Source organism: Gemmatimonadales bacterium, from assembly GCA_035502185.1.
Taxonomy (GTDB): Bacteria; Gemmatimonadota; Gemmatimonadetes; order Gemmatimonadales; family JACORV01; genus Fen-1245.
In genome coordinates this window covers 1-20879 of record DATJUT010000083.1, presented here as the reverse complement: position 1 = coordinate 20879, position 20879 = coordinate 1, and the positions used below count along the sequence as shown (strand labels likewise).

At 72.3% G+C, this 20879-nt stretch carries 23 protein-coding genes; 3 read left to right on the top strand and 20 right to left on the bottom strand.

Going from position 1 to position 20879, the window contains the following annotated elements; genetic code table 11:
- From VMF70_11020 to VMF70_10925, 20 genes are all read right to left on the bottom strand, one after another.
- Positions 1 to 1356 (bottom strand): DUF5916 domain-containing protein (locus VMF70_11020; protein ID HTT68552.1); only part of this gene is annotated, 1356 nt, incomplete at its 3' end.
- Positions 1357 to 1420: 64 nt separating this feature from the next.
- Complete coding sequence (locus VMF70_11015) at positions 1421 to 2635, bottom strand: ABC transporter permease (protein HTT68551.1); 1215 nt, start codon at positions 2633 to 2635, stop codon at positions 1421 to 1423.
- A gap of 2 nt (positions 2636 to 2637) precedes the next feature.
- Complete coding sequence (locus VMF70_11010) at positions 2638 to 4308, bottom strand: efflux RND transporter periplasmic adaptor subunit (protein ID HTT68550.1); 1671 nt, start codon at positions 4306 to 4308, stop codon at positions 2638 to 2640.
- Positions 4305 to 5051, bottom strand: coding sequence for an ABC transporter ATP-binding protein (locus VMF70_11005; GenBank protein ID HTT68549.1), 747 nt, complete (start codon positions 5049 to 5051; stop codon positions 4305 to 4307). The genes VMF70_11010 and VMF70_11005 overlap by 4 nt, the downstream gene beginning before the upstream one ends.
- A complete protein-coding gene (locus tag VMF70_11000; GenBank protein HTT68548.1) occupies positions 5048 to 6346 on the bottom strand; it encodes a TolC family protein in 1299 nt (432 codons plus the stop codon). The genes VMF70_11005 and VMF70_11000 overlap by 4 nt, the downstream gene beginning before the upstream one ends.
- 161 nt (positions 6347 to 6507) lie before the next feature.
- Positions 6508 to 6906 (bottom strand): hypothetical protein, encoded by a 399-nt coding sequence (locus tag VMF70_10995; protein ID HTT68547.1) that lies wholly within the window; start codon positions 6904 to 6906, stop codon positions 6508 to 6510.
- Between the two features lie 9 nt (positions 6907 to 6915).
- Entirely contained in the window at positions 6916 to 7239 is a 324-nt protein-coding gene (locus VMF70_10990) for a hypothetical protein (GenBank protein ID HTT68546.1), read from the bottom strand.
- Entirely contained in the window at positions 7236 to 7793 is a 558-nt protein-coding gene (locus VMF70_10985) for a sigma-70 family RNA polymerase sigma factor (protein HTT68545.1), read from the bottom strand. Before VMF70_10985 ends, VMF70_10990 begins: the two co-directional genes overlap by 4 nt.
- A 42-nt stretch (positions 7794 to 7835) precedes the next feature.
- Entirely contained in the window at positions 7836 to 8414 is a 579-nt protein-coding gene (locus tag VMF70_10980; GenBank protein ID HTT68544.1) for an HD domain-containing protein, read from the bottom strand.
- A 120-nt stretch (positions 8415 to 8534) separates the two neighbouring features.
- Positions 8535 to 8987 (bottom strand): hypothetical protein, encoded by a 453-nt coding sequence (locus VMF70_10975; GenBank protein HTT68543.1) that lies wholly within the window; start codon positions 8985 to 8987, stop codon positions 8535 to 8537.
- A complete protein-coding gene (locus VMF70_10970) occupies positions 8984 to 9439 on the bottom strand; it encodes a peptidylprolyl isomerase (GenBank protein HTT68542.1) in 456 nt (151 codons plus the stop codon). The genes VMF70_10975 and VMF70_10970 overlap by 4 nt, the downstream gene beginning before the upstream one ends.
- Positions 9436 to 9945, bottom strand: a complete 510-nt coding sequence (locus VMF70_10965; GenBank protein ID HTT68541.1) for a GreA/GreB family elongation factor — start codon at positions 9943 to 9945, stop codon at positions 9436 to 9438. Before VMF70_10965 ends, VMF70_10970 begins: the two co-directional genes overlap by 4 nt.
- A 9-nt stretch (positions 9946 to 9954) precedes the next feature.
- Positions 9955 to 11979, bottom strand: coding sequence for a thioredoxin domain-containing protein (locus VMF70_10960; protein ID HTT68540.1), 2025 nt, complete (start codon positions 11977 to 11979; stop codon positions 9955 to 9957).
- The gene (locus tag VMF70_10955) at positions 11976 to 13157 is read right to left on the bottom strand and encodes an amidohydrolase (GenBank protein HTT68539.1); all 1182 of its coding nucleotides are present in this window, start codon (positions 13155 to 13157) and stop codon (positions 11976 to 11978) included. The genes VMF70_10960 and VMF70_10955 overlap by 4 nt, the downstream gene beginning before the upstream one ends.
- Entirely contained in the window at positions 13154 to 13489 is a 336-nt protein-coding gene (locus tag VMF70_10950; protein ID HTT68538.1) for a HEAT repeat domain-containing protein, read from the bottom strand. The genes VMF70_10955 and VMF70_10950 overlap by 4 nt, the downstream gene beginning before the upstream one ends.
- A gap of 1 nt (position 13490) precedes the next feature.
- A complete protein-coding gene (nth, locus tag VMF70_10945; protein ID HTT68537.1) occupies positions 13491 to 14291 on the bottom strand; it encodes an endonuclease III in 801 nt (266 codons plus the stop codon).
- Positions 14292 to 14308: 17 nt separating this feature from the next.
- Positions 14309 to 16033: a DNA polymerase/3'-5' exonuclease PolX gene (gene polX / locus VMF70_10940; GenBank protein ID HTT68536.1), complete on the bottom strand. Its 1725-nt coding sequence runs from the start codon at positions 16031 to 16033 to the stop codon at positions 14309 to 14311.
- Between the two features lie 10 nt (positions 16034 to 16043).
- Positions 16044 to 16697 (bottom strand): hypothetical protein, encoded by a 654-nt coding sequence (locus VMF70_10935; protein HTT68535.1) that lies wholly within the window; start codon positions 16695 to 16697, stop codon positions 16044 to 16046.
- Positions 16694 to 17548, bottom strand: coding sequence for an alpha/beta hydrolase (locus VMF70_10930; protein ID HTT68534.1), 855 nt, complete (start codon positions 17546 to 17548; stop codon positions 16694 to 16696). The genes VMF70_10935 and VMF70_10930 overlap by 4 nt, the downstream gene beginning before the upstream one ends.
- Positions 17549 to 17582: 34 nt before the next feature.
- Positions 17583 to 18854, bottom strand: coding sequence for a M20/M25/M40 family metallo-hydrolase (locus VMF70_10925; protein ID HTT68533.1), 1272 nt, complete (start codon positions 18852 to 18854; stop codon positions 17583 to 17585).
- 88 nt (positions 18855 to 18942) lie between these two features.
- Here VMF70_10925 and VMF70_10920 point away from each other — a divergent pair, with 88 nt between their 5' ends.
- The 3 genes from VMF70_10920 to arsN2 all read left to right on the top strand — a co-directional run.
- Entirely contained in the window at positions 18943 to 19419 is a 477-nt protein-coding gene (locus VMF70_10920) for a GNAT family N-acetyltransferase (GenBank protein ID HTT68532.1), read from the top strand.
- Positions 19420 to 19498: 79 nt separating this feature from the next.
- Positions 19499 to 19804: a hypothetical protein gene (locus tag VMF70_10915; protein HTT68531.1), complete on the top strand. Its 306-nt coding sequence runs from the start codon at positions 19499 to 19501 to the stop codon at positions 19802 to 19804.
- A 67-nt stretch (positions 19805 to 19871) separates the two neighbouring features.
- On the top strand, positions 19872 to 20879 hold a 1008-nt coding region (gene arsN2 / locus VMF70_10910), incomplete at its 3' end, for an arsenic resistance N-acetyltransferase ArsN2 (GenBank protein ID HTT68530.1).

The window sequence follows — 20879 nt, the reverse complement described above, 5'->3', positions numbered from 1 at the left end:
GTCGTGCGTCCAGGTCGCGACGCCCTGCAGCTCGATGAAGTAGATGCGGTTGTGCACGATGTGGGCGTCGAGGTCCAGGAGGCGCGAGAACTGGCCGCCGTCCTCCTTGGTGGTGCCCACGAAGCCGAGGTTCGACGTCGGACCGAGGTCGTAGCGCAGCCGCGTGATGCCGAACAGCGGGTGGCTGCCCGTGGCGGATTCCGACGTCGAGTCGGACGACACGATCGTGGCGATGGTCCAGGGACCCACCTTGCCCGCCAGCTTGGCGCCCGCGTCCGGGCTCACGATGCGGCGCGTGTAGATCAGCTGGTTCGGGCTGTCCAAAAGCTCGAGGCCGTCGAGGAAGAAGGGCCGCTTCTCCGGATAGAAGAGCGCGAATCGCTGGTTCAGCGTGACCTGCCCGACGTCGGCCTCCACCTGCGAGAAGTCCGGCTTGACCGTGCCGTCGAGCGAGAGGTTGGGCGTGACGCCGTAGTGGGCGTCGAGGCCCAGCTGGATCTCGCCCGCGCCGGCGCGGCCGGTCTGGTACCGGTAGCCGCCGCCCGTCGTGTCGCCGTTGATGCGGTCCGTCACGACCGGCGTGAGGTCCAGCACCAGGCCGCGCCGGAGGTCCGTCAGGCTGTCGATCCAGCCGGACTGGTTGATGAAGCTGGCGCTCGCCCGGATGGCCGGCGCCCAGGAATCCTGGTAGCCCGAGTGCTGCACCCGGCGCAGCACGTTGAGGCCCCACGACTGCACCTTGCCGCCGGCGTAGCGCAGGCTCTTGAACGGGATGCGGATCTCGACGTCGTACCCGCCGGGCACGAGGCGCCCGCGAGACTGGAAGATGAAGTCGGGGTTCAGGTCCACGTTGCCGTTGAGGACGTTCAGCGCGCTGATGCTGGTGCCGCCGGACGTGCCGCCCGCGCCGCCGGCATAGGCGTCGATGCGCACGCCGTCCTGCTGCACGCCGAACGGGTTCACCCCGAACAGGAAGGCGCGCCGCCGGTCGTTGTAGGTGTCGAGGAGGATCTGGACGTAGTCGTCGGCGTCGATGTTGTCCCGGTCGGCGTGGGTGGCGTGGACCAGGTCGCCGTGGACCTCGCGGGCGCGGATACCGAAGTAGATCGCGGTCGGCGAGTACCACACCAGCACCTCGGTGGGCTCCTCGGCGGGCCGCGAGTCCACCGGCTGGTACTCCGAGAAGCCCACCAGGCGCGCCGCGCGCTGCCAGACCGGCTCGTCCAGCACGCCGTCCACCACCACGGTGGTGTCGACGCGCGGGATCCGGACGTGCAACTGGTGCTGCCGGCCGTCGAAGACGGGGCCGGAGTCGGGGAGTTGAATCAGGGCCAGCAGCGCGAGGGTCGGGAGCACGGCCCGGAGAATCTACTCGGGCATGGTCCGGCGAGGCAGTGACCGGGAGGGCCGGCTCGCCCGGCTATTCGTACCTGAGCGCGATGATCGGATCCATCAGCGACGCCCGCCGCGCCGGCCACACGCCGAAAACGACCCCGACGGTGAAGCTGAACAGGAACGCCAGCACGATCGAGAACGGCGAGATGAGGGTGTTCCAGTGGAAGATCCGGCTCAGCGCGATGGCGCCGCCGCCGCCGATCACGACTCCGATCGCACCGCCCACCAGGCACAACACCAGGGCTTCGACCAGGAACTGGAACAGGATCGCGCCGCGGGTCGCGCCGAGCGCCTTGCGCACGCCGATCTCGCGGGTCCGCTCGGTGACGGACACGAGCATGATGTTCATGATGCCGATCCCGCCCACCAGCAGCGAGACGAGCGCGATGCCGGCCAGCAGCGCCGAGAAGGTCTGCGACGTCTGGCTCAGGGTCTGCGCCAGGTCCGCCTGGTTGCGGATCTGGAAGTCGTTGGGGGCCGACGGCTGGATCTTGTGCTTCCGCCGCAGCGCCTGCTCCAGCGAGATCATCGCCACGCTGGTGTTCCGGGCGTCGTCCACCTTCACGGTGATGCTGCGCACGCGGTCGGTGCCCATCAGGCGATACCGCGCGGTCGAAAGCGGGATGAAGAGCTGCTCGTCGGGATTCATCCAGCCCTGCTGCGCCCCCTTCGAGCCCAGCAGCCCGACGATCTCGAAGGTGATCCCCCGGATCTCGACCGTCTGGCCGATCATCGCCGCGCCGTTCTGGCCGAAGTCGTCCCCGACCGCCGAGCCGATGACGGCCACCCGGCGCCGGGCCTCGTCGTCGCCGGCCGTGAACACGCGGCCCGCGGTGACCACGTAGTTCCGGGCGGGGAAGTAGGACGGGGTGGTCCCGGTCACCTGGATGTTCGCGTTCAGGTTCCGGTACTTGACCTGGAACGAGCGGTTGATCTCGGGCATCACGGCCACGAGGTGCCGGGCGCCGTTCTGGATCTCCGTCGCGTCGTCCACGGTCAGCCCGACCCGCTGGTCGCTGGCCACGCCGTGCATGAACTGCTGCCCCGGCATCACGCTGAGCAGGTTGGTGCCCAGCGCCGAGATGTTGTCCTGCACCGCCTTCTGCGCTCCGGAGCCGAGGGCGATCATCGTGATCACGGCGCCCACGCCGATGATGATGCCCAGCATCGTCAGGAACGACCGCAGCTTGTTGGCCCGGATCGCCGAGAGGGCGACCTTCCAGATCTCGAGAAACAGCACGGCTACGGCCCCCCGGGCGGCGGGCCGGGGCGCGACGGGGTCGCGCTCTGGGTCCGCGAGGTGGACGGCGTCGCCGTGGGGGCGGCCGACCGCGTCTGCTGCTGCTGTTGCATTCCCGGCACGGCGGTGAACCGGGACAGCCGGTCGCGCATCTCCGCCTGCTGCTGGACCAGCGACGCCGACGGCAACAGCAGCACGGTGTCCTTCTCGCCCAGGCCGGCGACGACCTCGCTGTAGTCCATGTCGGTCAGGCCGGTGCGGACCCGCACCGGCGTCGGCCGCCCGCCCCGCAGCGCGAATACGATGTAGCTGCCGCCGAACTGGTAGGCCTGGCCCTCGCCGAAGCGGCGGCGGGCCTGGCCGTCGCCGGCACCGGAGGCGCCGCCCATGCGGCTCTGGAACTGCCGCATCACCTGCTGGCGGATCGCCTGCTCCTGGGGGGTGAGCTGCTCGCCGCTGAACTGCTTGCGGAAGATGGCCCGCACCTGCTCCTGCGTGACCCCCTCCGGCAGCTGCACTTGCGGACGCTCCCCGGCGGGCGCCCCGGCGACGGGCGGGCCGCCGACCCGCGACGCGGGGTCGGCGCCGCGCGCCGGCGCGCTGGCGCCCGGCTCGGGCACGCTGCCGCCCTCGCTGGCGCGCCCGGTGCCGCGGGCCGGTGCGGCGGCGGCCACGGCCTCCGGATTGGCGCGGGCCAGCGAGTCCTGGACCGCGAGCTGGCGGTCGACGTCCTTCGAATCGATCCCCAGCACCTGCGCGGCGGAGCCCACATCGCGCTGGGTGCGCAGCGCGGCGGTCGGAATCGCCAGCACGTTCTGCCGCTGGCCGATCTGCACCGCCACCTCGGCGTTCATGCCCGGCCGCAGCAGCCCCTCGTGGTTGGGGATGTTCACCTGCACCGCGAACATCGTGACGTTCTGCGAGACCGTGGATTGCGGCTCGATCTTCAGCACCGTGCCCTGGAACGGCCGGTTGGGATAGGCGTCCACCGTGATCGTCACCGGCATTCCGGGCTGCACCTTGCCGATGTCCGTCTCGTCCACCAGCGCCTGCACCTCGACCGTGCCGAGGTCCGCCATCTGGAGCAGGACGGTGCCGCCGGAGACGTCGTGCACGGCGGAGGTGATGACGGCGCCGGCCTCGACCTTCTTGGTCAGGATGGTGCCGTCGATGGACGCGAGCACGTTGCAGTCGGTCAGCGCGTCCTGGGCGCTCTGCAGGCCGGCCTGCGCGCGCACCAGCTGGGCCCGCGCATTGGCGTCGGCCAGGTTGGCGTTGTCGTGGTCCTGCTCGCTCAGCACGCCGGAGGCGAACATCTGGTCGGCGCGCCGCTTCTGCGCGGCCGCGTTGGCGGCCTGCGCCTGCGCGACCTCGAGATCGGCCTGGGCCTGGTTGAACGCGGTCGTCGGGTCGCGCCGGTCCACCTTCACCAGCGTGTCGCCGCGATGCACCATGTCCCCGGTCTCGACCCGCATCTCGAGGATCTGGCCGGACGCCCGCGACTTCACGTCCACGATCTGGATCGGCTGGATGGAGCCGTTGGCCTCCGCCGACACGACGATGTCCCGCCGGGCGACGGCCTGGGGCTCGTACAGCAGCACGGGCTGGGGTTTCCGGCAGGCCGCCACGGCCGCGACGGCGGCGAGGGCCAGGCCTGGGCGCAGCGCATTCATCGAATCCGACCTTCCACTGCCGTGTCCCGGTCGATGACGCCGTCGAGGATGTGGATCTGGCGTCTCGCGTGGGCGGCGATGTCGTGTTCGTGCGTGACCAGGATGATGGTCTGGCCCCGCGACCACAGCTGCTCGAACAGCTGCATGATCTCCTCGCCTGTCTTCGAGTCGAGGTTGCCCGTCGGCTCGTCGGCGAGGAGGATGCTGGGGTGGTTGATCAACGCGCGGGCGACCGCGACGCGCTGGCGCTGCCCGCCGGACAGCTCGGCCGGACGGTGGTCCTTGCGGTCCCCGAGGCCCACGGCCTCCAGGGACTGGGCGGCGCGCTCGCGGCGCTCCCTGGAGGGGACGCCCGCGTAGATCAGGGGCAGCTCAACGTTGTGCAGCGCGCTGGCCCGCGGGAGCAGGTTGAAGGTCTGGAAGACGAAGCCGATTTCCTTGTTGCGGATCCGGGCCAGCTCGCTGTCGCCGAGATCCGAGACGCGCTGGCCGTTGAGCCAGTACTCCCCGGCGGTCGGCGTGTCGAGGCAGCCGATCACGTTCATCAGCGTGGACTTGCCGGAGCCCGACGGCCCCATGACCGCCACGAACTCGTTGCGGTGGATCTCGAGGTCCACGCCCCGGAGCGCCTTGATCGTCTCCGAGCCCAGGACGTAGTCCCGCGTCAGGCGCTCGGTCTTGATGATCGGGCCGTCGGCGGCCGTCGGGTCCGACGACCGGACCAGCTCGGCGGCCGCGGTCACAGGCCGTGTCCCACCAGGGCCTCGAGTGTCGCCCGGGCGATGAGGTAGTTGTACCGGGCCTGCACCAGGCCGGTCTCGGCCTGGTTGAGGGTGGTTTCCGCGGTGAGCAGGTCCACGATGGTCGAGGCGCCGAGCCGGTAGCGCTCGCGCTGCATCCGCAGCGCCTCCTGCGCCGCCGCGACGGTGGTACGCGCCACGTCGATCTGGGCGGCCGCGGCGTCGAGGGCGGTCAACTCCTGCGTGAGGCTGGCGTCGAGGCCGAGCCGCGCGTCGCGGAGCTTGGCCTGGGAGGCCTGGAAGTTCGCGTCGGCGTTGACGATGCTGGCTTCGCGCTGGAAGCCGTTGAAGATCGGAACGGAGAGCGCCAGGCTGACGTTCCAGGTCCCGGTGTACCTCGGCCCCCGGACGTAGAAGGTATCGGGCTTCGACGGAATCACGGAGTCCGGCACGATGTTCCGTTGCAGCGGGGCCTGGGCCAGCGGGAGCTGCGAGCCGGTCCAGGTTTCCCGGGCCCCGAGGCTCAGCGTCGGGTAATACAGGGCCCGGTTCGCGGTGAGGGTCGCCCGGGCCGCGGCCACGCCCGCCTGCGCCTGCACGACCGACGGCGCGTGCGCCTCGGCGTCGCCCCGCAGGGCCGCGGTGTCCAAACTGGTGAGCCGCACCTCCAGCGCCGTATCCGGCACCGCCGCCACCATCCCCTCCGCGCCGATCGCGCGGGCCAGGGTGGCCTGCGCGGTGAGGGCGTTGGCCCGCGCCTGGATCAGCTGCACCTCGGCGTTGCCGTAGTCCACGCTCGCCTGGAGCGAATCGGAGCGGGTCGTCGCGCCGAGCCGCAGCTTCTCCGTCGTCAGCTTGAGCTGCTGGTCGGAGCGGGCGAGGTTCGCCTGCGCGACGCCCACCAGCTCCTGGGTCGAGAGCGCGTTGAAGAACGCCTGCTTGGTGTTGAGGTCGGTCGCGTAGTCCTGCTGGAGCAGGGCGGCCTGGTTCAGGTCCCGGGTGGCGTTCGCCGCCCGCTGGTTCGCGCCGCGCTGGAAGCCCGTGAACAGGTTGAGGCTCGCGTTGAGGCTGAACGACGAGTTGTCGGTAATCGGGTTGACCTGCGCCGCGCCGAACTGGTTGACCCGCTGGGGGCTGTTGCGCGCCGCGGTGCCGGTGCCGGTGACGGTCGGCAGGTACGCGCCCCAGGCCTGGGTGACCCCCATGTTGGCGATGCGCAGGTTCTGCTGCGCCTGCACCTGCGAGGGGTTGTACTGCCGGCCGAGCTGGAGGGCCTGCTCCAGCGTGACGCGCGCCACCGAAGCCGCCGGCTGCGGCCCGGTCATCACCGCGGGCGGTGGCGCCGGCGCCTGAGGCGGAGCGGTCGGTGGCGGCTGAGGCGGCGTGGGCTGTTGGGCTCGGGCGGCGCCGGCGAGCAGAACGGCGGCCGCCAGCGTCACAGCTGTCGTGAGTGCTTTCATCATGGGTTCGTGGCTTGCGCGGCCGCCGCACTGTCGGCCCGGGCGCGCTCGGCCCGGTCGCGGTCCAGCAGCCGCTGGTACGCCTCCCGCTGCGCGGGAGTGAGGATGGTCCGGATCTCGTCGGCGACCTTGGCGCGCACCGAATCGAGCCGGGGCCGCACGGCCTGCATGATCGCGCGCATCTCGGGGCGGTGCCGGCGCAGGATCGCGACCACGGTGTCGTGCTGGCCGTGGCCGAGCTTCAGCTCCCCGGCCAGGTAGCCGGAGTAGGTGCCGCGGTCGGGGCTGCAGCCGTGCCGCGCCGCGTACCAGTCGTTGGCCAGGGCACCGGCGGCGATCCCGACCACCGCCACCGCCGCCAGCAACGTGACCGCCCAGGCCTTCGACTTGTTGAACATCCCGCCGTCCTAGTTTCCCACGGTTTCAGCGAGGACGAATGCCGTCCCCGTGCTGGCGCCCATCAGGTCCGCCGTGAGGCTCGGCTCCGCCGCGCTCGCCGGCGCGCCCAACCGCAACCGGGGCAGGGCGATGGCGAGCGCCAGGCCGATGATGGCGACGATGAGCCACGGGCGCGCCCAGGCCTCGAGCCAGGTCCACGCCAGGCCCACGCCCACCACCTGTGGCGCCGTCCGCCGCCGGTGCAGGGCCCCGGCCGCCCGGAGCAGCACCGCGTCGGTGAACGCGCTTCCGTCGTCGTCAGGCGTGAGCAACCGCTTCAAGAGGTCGTTCATCGTTCCTCCACCCGCCTGCCCGGGCCGTACGGCTCGAGCGCGACCCGCAACGCGCGGCGCGCATGAAACACGTCCGACCGTACCGTGCCTTCCGGGATCTCCAGGGCGGCCGCGATCTCCGCGTGCGAGTACCCCTCCACGTCGAACAGCGTCACGGCGACCCGCTGTCGCTCCGGCAGCGCTCCCAGCGCCACGTCCAGCCGCTGCCGGATCTCGGCGGCCTCGGCGTGGGACGCCGGCGACAATCCGCGGGCGGGGGCCCTCTCGTCGAGCGTGTCGGCCCGCCGCACCGCCCGTCTCCGCACCAGGTCGATCGACGCGTTGGTCGCGATCCGCATCAGCCAGGGGCCGAACGGCCGCGACGGATCGTAGGTCTCGATCCGGTCCAGCGCCGACAGGAACGCGTCCTGGGCGGCGTCGTCGGCGTCGTGGACGTCGCCCGTCACCGCGCGCGTCAGCCGCCGGACCGCCGCCTGGTGGCGTTGGACCAGTGCGCCGAACGCTGCCCGATCGCCCGTCGCGGCCTGCGCCGCGAGCGCGGCGTCGGGCTCCACCGCTGTATTACGCAGGGAACTCGGACGGCGTTGGCAGGGTGGTCACCCGGCGGAGCCGAGCCCCAGGTCGCGCTCCACCGGCCGCAGGGCCTCGATCACGAACCGGATGTGGTCGTCGAGCGGCACGCCCAGCTCCTCGGCGCCTTCGCGGATCTCGTCCCGGTTCACGTTCCGGGCGAACGCCTTGTCCTTGAGCTTCTTCTTCACCGACGGCACCTCGAGATCGGCGAGGCTCCGGCTCGGGCGCACCAGGGCGCACGCCACCAGGAAGCCGCACAGCTCGTCCACGGCGTACAGCGTCTTGGCGAGCCGCGTGTCGCGCGGCACCCCCGTATAGGATGCGTGGCCCAGGATCGCGCGTCGCAGCGGCTCGGGGTACCCCTTGGCAGCCAGGATCTTCGAGCCCTCGGACGGATGCTCCTCCGTGGCGCTGCGATTGGCGTTCGGGAACCGCTCGTAGTCGAAGTCGTGGAGCAGGCCCACCACCGCCCACGTCTCCTCGTCCTCACCGCACTGCTTCGCGTAGGCCCGCATCGCCGCCTCCACTGCGTACATGTGCTTGCGGAGCGCGTCGGAGGCCGTGAACTCGTGCATCAGGGCGAGGGCGTCGGAGCGGTTCATGGGAAGCCGGAGGTGAGAGGTGGTAGCCCGGTGGCGATGTGAGCGACCTCGCCTGAAGGAATAACCGGCGTTCGGGCCGGACGTGAGGGCGCGGCGGGCCGCGGCGCGGCCGACCCGGCGCTAGTTGATCGTCGGGGGCGCGGGCGGCAGCGGGGGCTGTGGCGGGGCCGGATGCGCGGGCGCCTGCATCTGGAGCACGGTGACCGGCACCGACGCGGCGTGCGCCCCGTCCACCGCGATCTCGAAGGTGAAGACCCCGGGCTTCTCGAGCGGCACGTCGAAGGCGAGCACGGCCGCCGCCTCGATTTCCACGACGCCGGCCGGGGGCTCGCCGATCGCGACGTTGCCCTCGCCACGGAGAATCTCCTGCCCGTGCGCGTCCACCAGCTGGATCAGCACCGAGTGGTCGCCGATCTCCGTGCGGCGGCCCTTGAGCCGCAATACGAGGTGGAGCCTCGGGTGGATGGCCGGAAAGCGCTCGACCCAGATGCGGTCGAAGATCCCCAGCACCGAGAGCTTGCCGTGCTGATCGATGATGGCGTGGTCGCACACCAGCGCCAGATGGACGTTCACGCGTCCGCCACTCGGATGCTGCTCACCACGTCGCCCTGCCGGATCTTGAGCACCACGTCCATCCCCGTCTCCACCTGGCCGAACACGGTGTGCACCCCGTCCAGGTGGCCCAGGCTCGTGTGCGCGATGAAGAACTGCGAGCCGCCGGTGTCCTTTCCGGCGTGCGCCATCGACAGCGCCCCCGCGACATGCTTGTGCGGATTGCCCTTCGTCTCGCACTTGATGGTGTAGCCGGGCCCGCCGGTACCGACCCGCGGGTTGTTCGCGTCCTTCGAGAGCGGGTCGCCGCCCTGCGCCACGAAGTTGTCGATCACCCGGTGAAACCGCGTCCCGTCGTAGAACCCGCTGTTGGCCAGCTTCTCGAAGTTGGCCACCGTGCCCGGAGCGTCCTTCGAAAACAGCTCGGCCACGATCCGGCCGCGCGCCGTCTCGAACACCGCCTGTTTCTTCACTGCTGCGTCTCCTCCTTGGCGTCGGCCAGCTGCTGGTGGAAGGTCGTCAGCTCGACCACCTTGAGTTTCCGGGGACCGTTCGGCAGCAGGATCACGGCCACGTCCCCCACCTTGTGCTCCAGCAGCCCGCGGCCCAGGGGTGACGCCACCGAGATCTGGTTGGCGCCGCCGTCGCCGTCGAAGTCGATCGCGTCGGACACCACGAGCTCGTAGGTCGCCCGCTCCTTGGTGGCGGTATCCAGGACCACCACCCGGGAGCCGAGCCCCACCCGGTCCACCGGGATCTTCGTCACGTCGATCTGCGACAGCTTCGCCAGCCGCGACCGGAGATGCGTCAGCCGCGCCTGGATGAAGCCCTGCCGCTCGAGCGCGGCGTGGTAGTCGCCGTTCTCGCGCAGGTCGCCCATCTGCAGCGCCCGCTTGAGCGTCTCGGGCAGCGTCACCGCCAGCTCGTGATTGAGCCGCTGCACCTCGTCGGAGAGCTTCCGACGAATGTCGTCGAGCATCCGGTAATCCTACCCCGCCCGCCCGAAAGTCTCCAGCGTCCGGCGCAGCGCGGGCCCGTCGGTGACCGGCGCCGCGCAGGCCGTGCCGGCGCAGACGAGCGCCACCGGAGGGGCCATGCCGGCCACCGGGCTGGCCGCCGCCCGCACGACGACCTTCCTCGGCCGATAGGCGGCGAGGGCGATCGGCGTGAGGTCCGAGTCAGGAGTAGTAGTATCAGCAACTACTATTCGGCACGGCTGATGGAGCAGGAAGTCCACGGCGATCAGATAGGTGGCCACGAACAGACCGGCGTCGGCCGAACCCGCGAACGCGGCGAGGGCGCGCTCGGCATCGGCGGCGTAGCGGGATTCCTCGGTGATCGCCGCGAGCCTGAGGAGGACCAGGGCCGCAACCGCGTTGGAGGCAGGCGTAGGGGCATCCTGGATGGTCTTGGCGGGATGCGCGAGGAGGCCGACGCCCGCGTGCGCGACGGCGTCCACGAACCCGCCGCCCTGGTCGGCGAACCGCCGGAGGACGAACTCCGCCAGGCTGCGGGCGCGGTCGAGCCACTCCGCCGAGCCGGTATGCTGGTAGGCGGCCAGCGCCGCCGAGGCGGCCTGCACCTGGTCGTCGAGGAGGAAGGGACCGCCGGCCCGGTCCGCCCGGTGCCACAGTCCGCCTTCGGGCGACAGCGCGTCCGTCCACAGCCGCTCGAGCGTCCGAAGCGCGAACCGGGCGCAGTCGGGCCGGACGAGGACGGCGGAAGCCTCGAGGAACGCCTCGGCCAGCATCGCGTTCCACCCGACGTAGACGGCGCGGTCGGTGGCGGGCGCGGTGCGGTGCGCGCGGGCGGCGCGGAGCCTCGCGCGGGCGCGGGTCAGCCGCTCGGCGACCTCGACCGCATCGAGTCCGAGCTCGGCGGCGATGGCGGGCTCGCTCCTGGCGACCCACAACACGTTCCGGCGCGGGTCGTGCTGCATCTCGCCTGCGGCGTCGATGTCCCACCGCCGGCGCGCCACGTCCCACTCCTCCGTGCTCAGCGCGGCGCGCGCCTCGTCCTCCGTCCAGGTGAAGTAGTCGCCGTCGTCGTCGAGCCCGACGTCGGCGTCCTGGGAGGCGCCGAAGCCGCCGCGCTCCCGGTCGGCCAGGACCTCGACGCACCAGTCCACGATGCCTTCGGCGACGCTGCGGAACAGCGGATTGGCGCGGGCGGCGTGGGCGTGCAGGTACGCCTTGAGCAGCTCCGCGTTGTCGTACGACATCTTCTCGAAGTGCGGGACGATCCAGCGCGCATCGACCGAGTAGCGATGGAATCCGCCGCCGATCTGGTCGTACACGCCGCCCGAGGCCATGCCGGTCAGCGTCTTCTCCGCGATGTCGCGCCACCGCTCCTCGCCCGTGTCCCACCAGCGGGCCAGCAGGAACTCGACGGCTGCCGGATGCGGGAACTTGGGCTGGCCGCCGAAGCCGCCGTGGCTCGGGTCGAACAGCCGGGCCATCTGCGCGGCGCCCTTCTCGAGCAGCGCGGGGGACAGCTCGCCCTGCTGCGTCTCGAGCAGCAGGCGGGAGACGTGGTCCGTCACCTCGCGCCCGCTGCCCGCCACGCGGTCGCGCTGGGCGTGAAACACCTCCGTCACGCGCTCGAGGACCTTGCGGAACGACTGGCGGCCGAGCCGGTCGTCGGGCGGGAAGTAGGTTCCCCCGTAGAACACGTCGCCGTCGGGCGTCAGGAGCGCCGTGAGCGGCCACCCGCCCTGGCCGGTCAGGGCCTGGACGGCCCGCTGGTAGCGGGCGTCCACGTCGGGCCGCTCGTCGCGGTCGACCTTGATGCAGACGAAGTTCGCGTTCAGGAAGCTCGCGAGGCCGGGATCCTCGTACGATTCCCGGTCCATCACGTGGCACCAGTGGCACCACACGGCGCCCACGTCGAGCAGGATGGGCTTGTCCTCCGCGCGGGCGGCGAGGAACGCCTCCTCGCCCCAGGGACGCCAGTGGACGGGCTGGTGAGCGGCGGATGCGAGGTAGGCCGACGGCTCCCCGGCGAGACGGTTCAGCGCAGGTACTCCCGCGCCACCCGCTCGAGCAGATCGACGCCGATGATCAGCGCCTCCTCGTCGATGTCGAAGCGCGGGCTGTGGTGCGGCGCGTCGTAGCCCTTCACGGGATTGCCGCAGCCGACCCAGGCGAAGCAGCCGGGCAGGCGTTGGAGGAAGAAGGCGAAGTCCTCGCCGCCGAGCATGCGCTCGCCCTTCAGGACGTTCTTCTCGCCCACGATTTCGCCGGCGACGCCGGCGACGAGCTCCGTCATCGCGGCGTCGTTGACGACCGGCGGCGTCTGGCGTGCATAGGCCACCGTGGCGGTACAGCCGAGCGCGCCGGCGACGCTCTTGACCAGGGCGCTGAACCGGTCCGGCACCTCCGCGTACAGCGGGCCGCCGAGGCAGCGGACGGTGCCTTCGAGCTCCGCCTCCTCGGGGATCACGTTGGAGGTCGTGCCGGCGGCGACGCGCGTGACGCTCACCACCAGCTGGTCGAAGGGATCGGCGCCCCGGCTCACCAGCGACTGCAGGGCCGTGACGACGTGCGCGGCGGCGAGGACGGGGTCCACGGCGTTGTGCGGCATCGCCGCGTGACCACCCTTGCCCCGGATGCGGACGGTGAAGTTGTCCACCGAGCCCATGATGGCCCCGGCCGTGGCGGCGACGGTGCCCGTCGGCAGGTGGCTGATCAGGTGGAGGCCGAAGGCGGCGTCCACCGCGGGGGCCTCGAGCACGCCGTCGTCGATCATCGCTTGCGCGCCGTTGCCGGACTCTTCCGCGGGCTGGAAGACGAGCTTCACCGTCCCCCGCCACTCGGCGCGCGAGGCGGCGAGTCGCTGGGCGACGCCCAGGCCGATGGCGACGTGGCCGTCGTGTCCGCAGGCGTGCATCACGCCGGGCACGGTCGAGCGGTAGGCCACCTCGCTGGCCTCGTGGATCGGCAGCGCATCCATGTCGGCCCGCAGCAGCACCTTGCGCTCGGTGCGGGCGACCGTCGCGCCGCCGCGCAGCACGCCGACCACGCCGGTCCGGCCCTGTCCGGTCTTCACCGTGTAGCCCAGTGCGCGCAGCCGCTCAGCCACCAGCGCCGACGTGCGGCGCTCCTGGAAGGCGAGCTCCGGGTGTGCGTGCAGGTCGCGCCGGGTGGCGACCAGCTCGGCGTACTCGGCCTCGTGCGCGGGGGGCCGGGTCATTCCTCGCTCACCGGCAGGATGCCCGGGTAGTCGCCGCTCGCCGCGCCCAGGTGGGCAAGCGCCGCGGCGATGGCGCTCTTGACGGCGTCCTCGCGCTCGGCACGGAGGGCGCGCTCGAGGGGTCCCCGGGCCGTGGCGTCGCCGATCTTGCCCAGCGCCTCGGCGGCGGCGCGCCGCACGGGCGCGGAGCTGTCGTCAACCAGGACCTGGATCAGCTCCCGCACGCCGGCCCGGAGCCGCGCGCCGCCGATCTCGCGGGCGGCCTGGCACCGGACGACCGCGTCCCGGTCGCGGAGCTTGTCGAGGAGCGCGTCGCCCGGCTGCGGCGGCACGCTACACCTCCGCCGAAGGGCAGAGGTCGGCGACGGGGCACTCGCCGCACCTCGGCCGCCGCGCGATGCACACGGCCCGCCCGTGGTGGATGAGCAGGTGCGGGAAGAGGGTCCACGACCGCTTGGGCACGACACGCATCAGGTCCTGCTCGATCTTCACGGGATCCGCCTCCTTGGTCAGGCCGAGGAGCTGCGAGATGCGCGCCACGTGGGTGTCCACCACCACGCCTTCGTCCTTCCCGAAGGCGTTGCCGAGCACCACGTTCGCCGTCTTCCGTCCCACGCCCGGCAGCGAGGTCAGGTCGTCCATCGTGTCCGGCACCTGGCCATCGAAGCGCTCGACGAGGCCCTGCGCCATCCCGATCACGCTCTTCGTCTTGTTGCGGAAGAAGCCGGTGCTGCGGATCTCGGCCTCGAACACCGCGGGGTCGGTGATCGCGTAGTCGCCCGCCGTCCGGTACTTCCGGAACAGGTCCCGGGTCACCAGGTTGACGCGCGCGTCCGTGCACTGGGCCGAGAGGATCGTCGCGACCAGCAGCTCCAGCGGGTCACGGTGGTCGAGCGAGCAGCGGGCGTCGGGATAGCGGCGCTGCAGGCGGGCGATGATCTGGCCGATGCGCTCCGCCGCCGGCGGCACCGGGCGTCCCCGCGCCGGCTTCCCGCGGCCCGCGGCCTTCCCGGCGGCGGAACGGGCGCCGGAGCCGCGCGCCGGCTGCTTGCCCCGTGGGGTCCGGCTCGGACGAGCCGCGGTGCGCGCGCGGCCGCGCGCCGGCTTCCTGGGCTTCCCGGGTCTCGTGGCCATGCGTCCTCCCCGCCGCTTCACGGCTGGCGGCGCGCGCGGGCGCGCGCCAGGAATGCATCCGCGTCCAGCGTATTGAGCACGTCACGCGCCTCCAGCCAGCCCTTGCGCGCGACGCCGACGCCGAAGGCCACGTTGTCGAGGCCCGCCAGGCTGTGTGCGTCGGCGCCGATGGCGATGGCCACGCCCGCCGTGCGCGCCTCGCGGCACCGCCGCCAGTCGAGGTCCAGCCGCTGGGGATCGCCGTTGATCTCGATCGCCACCCGGCGTTCGGCCGCGCGGGCGATCACCGCATCCAGGTCGAGGGGATACGGATCGCGCCCCAGCAGCAGCCGCCCGGTCGGGTGCCCGAGGATGGTCAGGTGCGGGTCGTCCATCGCGCGCAGCACGCGCTCGGTCATCGTCGCGCGGTTCTGCTCCATGCGCGAGTGCACCGATCCGATCACGAAGTCGAACCGATCGAGGAGGTCCTCCCCGTAGTCGAGTGCGCCGTCGGCGAGGATGTCGGCCTCGATCCCCTTGAGCACCCGGAAGTCGTCCCAGCCGCGATTCAGCGCGTCGATCTCGGCATGCTGCCGCGCGACCGCCTCCTCGCGCAGGCCGCCGGCGTACGCGGCGGCCGCCGAATGGTCGGTGAGGCCGAGGTAGCGGTAACCCGCGGCGCGGGCAGCCCCGGCCAGGTCGGCGACGGTGTTGGCTCCGTCACTATACACGCTGTGGCAATGGAGGAGCCCGCGCAGGTCGTCGCGCTCGAGCAGCCGGGGCAGCGTGCCCGACGCCGCGCGGTCGATCTCGTCTCCACCCTCCCGCAGCTCCGGGGGGATCCAGGGCAGAGCGAGCGCCGCGTAGAAGGCGCGCTCGTCCGGACAGGGCACCGGCTCGCCGCCGCGGAAGAGACCATCGGCGCCGACACGGCATCCCCCGGCCACCGCGCGGGTCGCGAGCTTCTCGAGATGGACCGCGCCGCCGGTCGCCCACGCGAGGCAGTGTCCGAAGCGCTCCGGCGGGGCCGCGTACACGTCGGCACGGCTCCCGTCGTCGAGCCGCAGGCGGAAAGCCCCGTCGCCGGCCGCGGTCACCTCGGAGACGGCCGCCATCGCCGCGAGCTGCGCCTGGAGGTCGCTCGCACCGGCCCGGGACGCGAGGGCGAAGTCGAGGTCGCGGCTCACCTCGGCGCGGCGGCGCACGCTGCCGGCGATCTCGACCCGCTCTGCGGCCGGCAGTGCGGCCAGCGTCTCCCGCAGCCGCTCGGCGGCGCGCGCCGCGTCGTGCGAGAGCCGGTAGTCGCTGGTGCGCCGGAGGAACTCGATGCCCCGCAGGATCTTCCCGGCGGTCTTCTCGCCGAAGCGCGGCAGCGCGGCGAGCCGGCCGTTCCGGGCGGCCAGCTCGAGCTCGGCGACGGTGGAGATCCTGAGCTGCTCGTGCAGCGCCTGGATCTTGGTGACGCCGAGCCCGGCGATCTTCATCATCTCGACCAGCCCGTCGGGGACCTCGTGGCGGAGCGCGTCCAGCAGGGTCGAGCGCCCGCCGGCCGCGAACTCGCGCACCACCTCCAGCGTCGCGGGGCCGATGCCCTTGGTGGCGGCCAGCTCGCCGGACTCGAGAGCCGCGTCGAGATCGCCCGGGAACGACTCCACGGTGCGGGCGGCATTCGCGAAGGCGCGCACCTTGAAGGGGTTCTCGCCCTTCAACTCCTGGTACGATGCGATGGTCTCGAGGAGGCGCGCGGCGGCGTGCTTGTCCATCTGCCGGATTCTAACGCCCGCCCTCGGCGAGGGCGAGCAGCGCCAGCGCCACCAGCTCGGCCTGGCTGGTGACGGACAAGAAGCCCATCCGCTCGCCGCCAGGCAGGACCGTCGCGAAGGGCGGCGTGCCGTCGTCGCGGAGCGGAGCGCCGGGCGGGGGCGTCGCGGCCTCGGCCTCGACGGTGGTGAAGCCTTCGCGCTCGGGCCGAAACCCCAGCACCGCGAGCACCCGGATCCGCCCCGGCGAGGCGACGACGAAGACACCGTCGAGCGGCTCGTGGGCCACGCCGGGCGCCGGTGCCGCCCAGAGCAGACGCTCGGGCAGCTGGAGGTAGACCGTGCCGGCCGGTGGTGGTGGAGGCGCGCCCGGCGCCGCGAGGGTCGCTCGCAGCCGCTCGCGGTCGAGGACACGCACGGGTCGGCCGGCGATCCAGTGCCCGTACAATGCGTGCAGCAGCGCCGCGTACGACGTCACCGCCTCGGCGGGGGCGTCGGCGGGAACCAGCTCGCGCAGCACGCGTCCCACGCCCGCGTCCAGCACGAACCCGTCGCGGTCCGCCGGATCGACGCCACGGGCGGCGAGCGAGGTGCGGATCTCTTCGAGACGCGCCTCGCCCAGGGCCTCGACCACGGCGGCCCACGGATACGGTCGCGCCGTCGTCACGGTGCCCGCGGCAGGAAGGGGTCGAGGACCTCCACGAAGCGCTTGGTCTCCTCGGCGTAGAGCGCGTGCCCCGAGTCCTCGAAGACCACGAGCTGCGCCCGGGGCATCAGGCGGGCGAGCGTCTCGGAGGACTCGAGCGGCACCGGATCGTAGCGTCCGTGGAGGATCAGGGTCTGGGCGGCGATGCCGGGCAGCCGGGGCCTCAGGTCCACACCCACGAGGCTCTCCCAGACGGCCTGCTGGGAGCGCGCGGCGACGCGGAACGGCGTGAGGCTGCGCGCGCGAGCGGGATCCTTGAAGTACCCGGCCACCGACAACTCGAAGGCCCGCCGCCAGAAGGCATCGGGATCGCGCTCGCGCAGCCCCGAGCGCGACAGCGCGGCGCGCGCCGCCGCGATCTCGGGTGCGGCCTGCCGCTCGGCGAGGACCGCTTCGAACCGGCTCCGGACCTCGCCGTGCGTGCCGGCGGGCGCGACCAGCGCCAGGCGGGCCACCAGCTCCGGATGCTCCATCGCGAACAGCAGGGCGAGCAGGCCGCCCCACGAGAAGCCGAGGAGCGTGGCCGGGGGGCCGGCGGCCGCGGCGACCGAGGCGAGGTCGGCGACGTGCTCGCGCCAGCCGAGCGGCACTTCGCGCGGCACGGTGGAACGGCCGCCGCCGCGCTGGTCGTAGTAGAGGATCGTGCGGCCACGGGCCAGGAGGTCGAACTGCGGCCGGAGGTAGTCGTGCGACGCCCCAGGGCCGCCGTGGAGCGCGATCACCGTCGGCCCCCCGTCGCCGACCCACCGCGCGAACAACTCGACGCCCGCGCCGGTGAGCCGTCCCTCGCGCTCGCCCGGAGCGGCGCTCACCGGCGCGGCCGGCGGGCCGTCCCCGCGCTCGCCGCTACCGCCGGCCCAACGTGGCGTTGAGCGTGACCGTCTGGTCGCCCCGGCGGACCCGGATGGCCACCGGGTCGCCCGGGTGGTGCTTGACCAGCGCATTCTGCATGTCGGAGAGGCTCGCGACCGTGTCCGCGCCGATGGCGGTGATGACGTCGCCCGCCTTGAGCCCGGCGCTGTCGGCGGGGCTGCCGGCGGTGACCCCGGAGAGCTTCACGCCGCCGGGCTCGCTGGTCATGTCGGGAATGGTGCCGAGGTAGGCGCGCTGGCCGCTCGCCATCACGGGCGGCGGCGCGTTGACGAAGCTGAGCGAGCCGGGCCGCGCGGCCAGGCGCAGCGCCAGGTCCGCGACCAGGTGCGCCACGGTCTCGATGCCGTCGGCGTTGATCTTGTCCCAGGTGTCGGCCGGCGCGTGGTAGTCCGCGTGGAGGTCGGTGAAGAAGTGCAGCACCGGCCGCTGCTTGGCGTAGAACGAGTTCTGGTCCGACGGGCCCCAGCCCGTGCCCGAGGCATGGACGTCGAGGTGATAGGGCGCGTCCACCGAGTCGAGCAGACCCTGCCACTCCTTCGCGGACAGCACGCCGAGCACCAGCAGCCGGTTCTCGCGCATCCGGCCGACCATGTCGAGGTTGAGCATGGCGAGGGTCGAGTCCATCGGGACGTCGGGATGGTCCGCGTACCAGGCCGAGCCCAGCGCCCCCTCCTCCTCGCCGCTGAACAGCACGAAGACGATCGTCCGGTGGGGGTGCGGCCGCGCCGCGACCAGGATGCGCGCGATCTCGAGCACCGCCGCCGTGCCCGAGCCGTTGTCGTCGGCGCCGTGGTGGATCAGGTGCACCGAGTCGCCGTGGGCGTTCGAGCCGAACGGTCCGTTGCCCAGGTGGTCGAAGTGGGCGCCGATCACGACGTCCTGCCCGGCCAGCCCGCGGTCGGAGCCCGGCAGGATCGCGACCACGTTCTCCGTGGCGCGGCCGGCCACGCCGGCCTCGCGGGTGGCGCTGGTCGGGTTCACGGTCCAGTGCTGGAGGAACGTGCCGCTGTCGCCGCCGGGCTTGAGGCCCAGGCGGCGGAGCCGGCGGGCGAGGTAGGCCGCCGCGGCGTCGTTCTGCGGGGAGCCGGTGAGCCGGCCGTCCAGCGAATCGGAGGCCAGATAGCGGATGTCGTTCAGGATCGCCGCGGCGTACCGCGAGTGAGTCGCGGGGGCGGTCTGCGCCGGCAGCGCGGAAGCGGCGAGCGCCAGGGCGGCGACGGGTGCGAGCATGCGGATCGTGTTCATGGATCGGAAGGTAGCCCGGGGCGGGCGACGGCCGGAAGGCCGTCCGGTTGTGCACCGGCGCGGACCTCGGCATTGTCAACGCACGCCGATGAGCACCGCGCCAGTCACCATCCGCCCGGCGACGCACGCGGACCGGGAGTGGATCCTGGACCACGCGCCGCACCTCCACGACTTCGGGCCTCCGCCGTACCGGCCGCGCGAGGTGATGGACCGGGCCGTGGTGGCCTCGATCGACGGCGCGCTCGCGGGCGCCGCTCCCGGCGCCGAGGTCCTGGTGGCCGAGGGCGCGGCCGGCGAGCGGCTCGGCTTCATCCACCTGCACGGCGCGAAGGACTTCTTCACGGGCGAGGAGCACGGCCACGTCAGCGACGTCGTCGTGGCACCGCGGGCGCAGGGCCGTGGCGTCGGGCAGGCGCTGATGGGGGCAGCGGAGGAGTGGGCGCGGGGGCGCGGTTACCGCCTGCTCAGCCTGCACGTGTTCGACGCGAACGCGCGCGCCCGCGCCTTCTACGGGCGGCTGGGCTACGGCGCGGACATCGTGAAGCTCATCAAGCCGCTCGGGTGATTGAAACGCCACAGCCGTGCTCCGCGTAGACTCATGTCATCGGCCCACGGCACTCCAGCTTGCAGCGGGAGCAACATCCATGAACGAGACCTTGGTCGCCCTGGTCTTCCTGTTCGGGATCTCTGCCACGGCCAACGTCGCGCTGGGCGTCACGCTGTGGCGAGCGGGCCGTCGCCTGAAGCGGCTGGAGGGTCGCGAGCCGACGCCGGTGCCCCTCGATGCGCGCGCCGAGCGGCTCGAGCAGGTGGTCGACTCTCTATCCGTCCAGGTGGAGCAACTGGCCAGCGGCCAGGACTTCCTCAACCGGGTGGTCTCGGAGCGGCTCGACAAGATCGCCCGCGGGCTGCCGGCTGGCGAGGGAGGACCTGCCCCCGGGGCGCGCTAGCTCAGCCGCCGGCGACTTGGCGCCCGCGACGCGCGGGGACCGGCGTCCGGATATCTTGCATCGATCCATGGACTTCACTGTCACCCCCGCGCTCCCGGCCGACCTCCCGGCGGTCGTCGAGTTGCTGGAAGCCGCCCGGCTTCCCCACGACGACGTCACGACCCCGATGTTGGCGCACTACCTCCTGGCGAAGCGCGGTGCCGCGCTGCTGGGGGTGATCGGCCTCGAGCCGTTCGGCGGCGTGGGCCTGTTGCGCTCGCTGGCGGTCGCATCCTCCCGGCGCGGGCGCGGACTGGGGATCGAGCTGACGCGCGCACTCGAGGCGCACGCGCGGGGCATGGGCGTCGTGCAGCTGTACCTGTTGACCACGACGGCCGAGCGGTTCTTCGGGAAGCTCGGCTACCGGTCGATCCCGCGCGGCGACGCCCCGGATGCGATTCACGGGACGCTTGAGTACCGCGAGCTGTGCGCGTCCACCTCGGTCTGCATGGTCAAGGTGCTCGGCGCGCAGGAAAGTGCCGCCGACCGGATTCCACACTCCAAGGAGCGACCGATGACCGGAGTCCCCATCGCGCGGCCCGCAGCCGACGAATACGCTCCCTACTATGCGCGGTACATCGAGCAGGTCCCGGAAGGCGCCGTCCTCGAGCTGCTGGAGCGGCAGATCGGCGACACCGCGGCGCTGGCGGGCACGGTCGGCGACCGCGATGCGGACTTCCGCTACGCCGACGGGAAGTGGAGCGTCAAGGAAGTCTTCGGGCACGTGGCCGACACCGAGCGGATCTTCGGGTACCGTGCGCTGTGTTTCGCCCGGGGCGAGACGATCACCCTCCCCGGCTTCGACGAGAACGAGTACGTGGCCCGCGCCAAGTTCGCCGGTCGCCGGCTGAGCGATCTGGTGGCGGAGTTCAGGGCGGTGCGCGCGGCCACGGTGGCGTTGTTCGCGGGCCTGGACGCGGAGGAGCTGGCGCGGCGTGGCAGGGCGAACGACAATCCGTATTCGGTCCGCTCGCTGGCGTTCATCATCGCCGGCCACGAGCGTCACCACGCGACGATCTTGGCCGAGCGGTACCTC

What these genes read in the sequence shown, in the direction of transcription:
- VMF70_10965 (HTT68541.1), bottom strand. Translation starts at nt 9,945, where the DNA reads ATGCTCGACGACATTCGTCGGAAGCTCTCCGACGAGGTGCAGCGGCTC.
- VMF70_11010 (HTT68550.1), bottom strand. Translation starts at nt 4,308, where the DNA reads ATGAATGCGCTGCGCCCAGGCCTGGCCCTCGCCGCCGTCGCGGCCGTG.
- VMF70_10915 (HTT68531.1), top strand. Translation starts at nt 19,499, where the DNA reads ATGAACGAGACCTTGGTCGCCCTGGTCTTCCTGTTCGGGATCTCTGCC.
- VMF70_10990 (HTT68546.1), bottom strand. Translation starts at nt 7,239, where the DNA reads ATGAACGACCTCTTGAAGCGGTTGCTCACGCCTGACGACGACGGAAGC.
- polX (HTT68536.1), bottom strand. Translation starts at nt 16,033, where the DNA reads ATGGACAAGCACGCCGCCGCGCGCCTCCTCGAGACCATCGCATCGTAC.
- nth (HTT68537.1), bottom strand. Translation starts at nt 14,291, where the DNA reads ATGGCCACGAGACCCGGGAAGCCCAGGAAGCCGGCGCGCGGCCGCGCG.
- VMF70_10980 (HTT68544.1), bottom strand. Translation starts at nt 8,414, where the DNA reads ATGAACCGCTCCGACGCCCTCGCCCTGATGCACGAGTTCACGGCCTCC.
- VMF70_10920 (HTT68532.1), top strand. Translation starts at nt 18,943, where the DNA reads ATGAGCACCGCGCCAGTCACCATCCGCCCGGCGACGCACGCGGACCGG.
- VMF70_10995 (HTT68547.1), bottom strand. Translation starts at nt 6,906, where the DNA reads ATGTTCAACAAGTCGAAGGCCTGGGCGGTCACGTTGCTGGCGGCGGTG.
- VMF70_10925 (HTT68533.1), bottom strand. Translation starts at nt 18,854, where the DNA reads ATGAACACGATCCGCATGCTCGCACCCGTCGCCGCCCTGGCGCTCGCC.
- VMF70_10955 (HTT68539.1), bottom strand. Translation starts at nt 13,157, where the DNA reads ATGACCCGGCCCCCCGCGCACGAGGCCGAGTACGCCGAGCTGGTCGCC.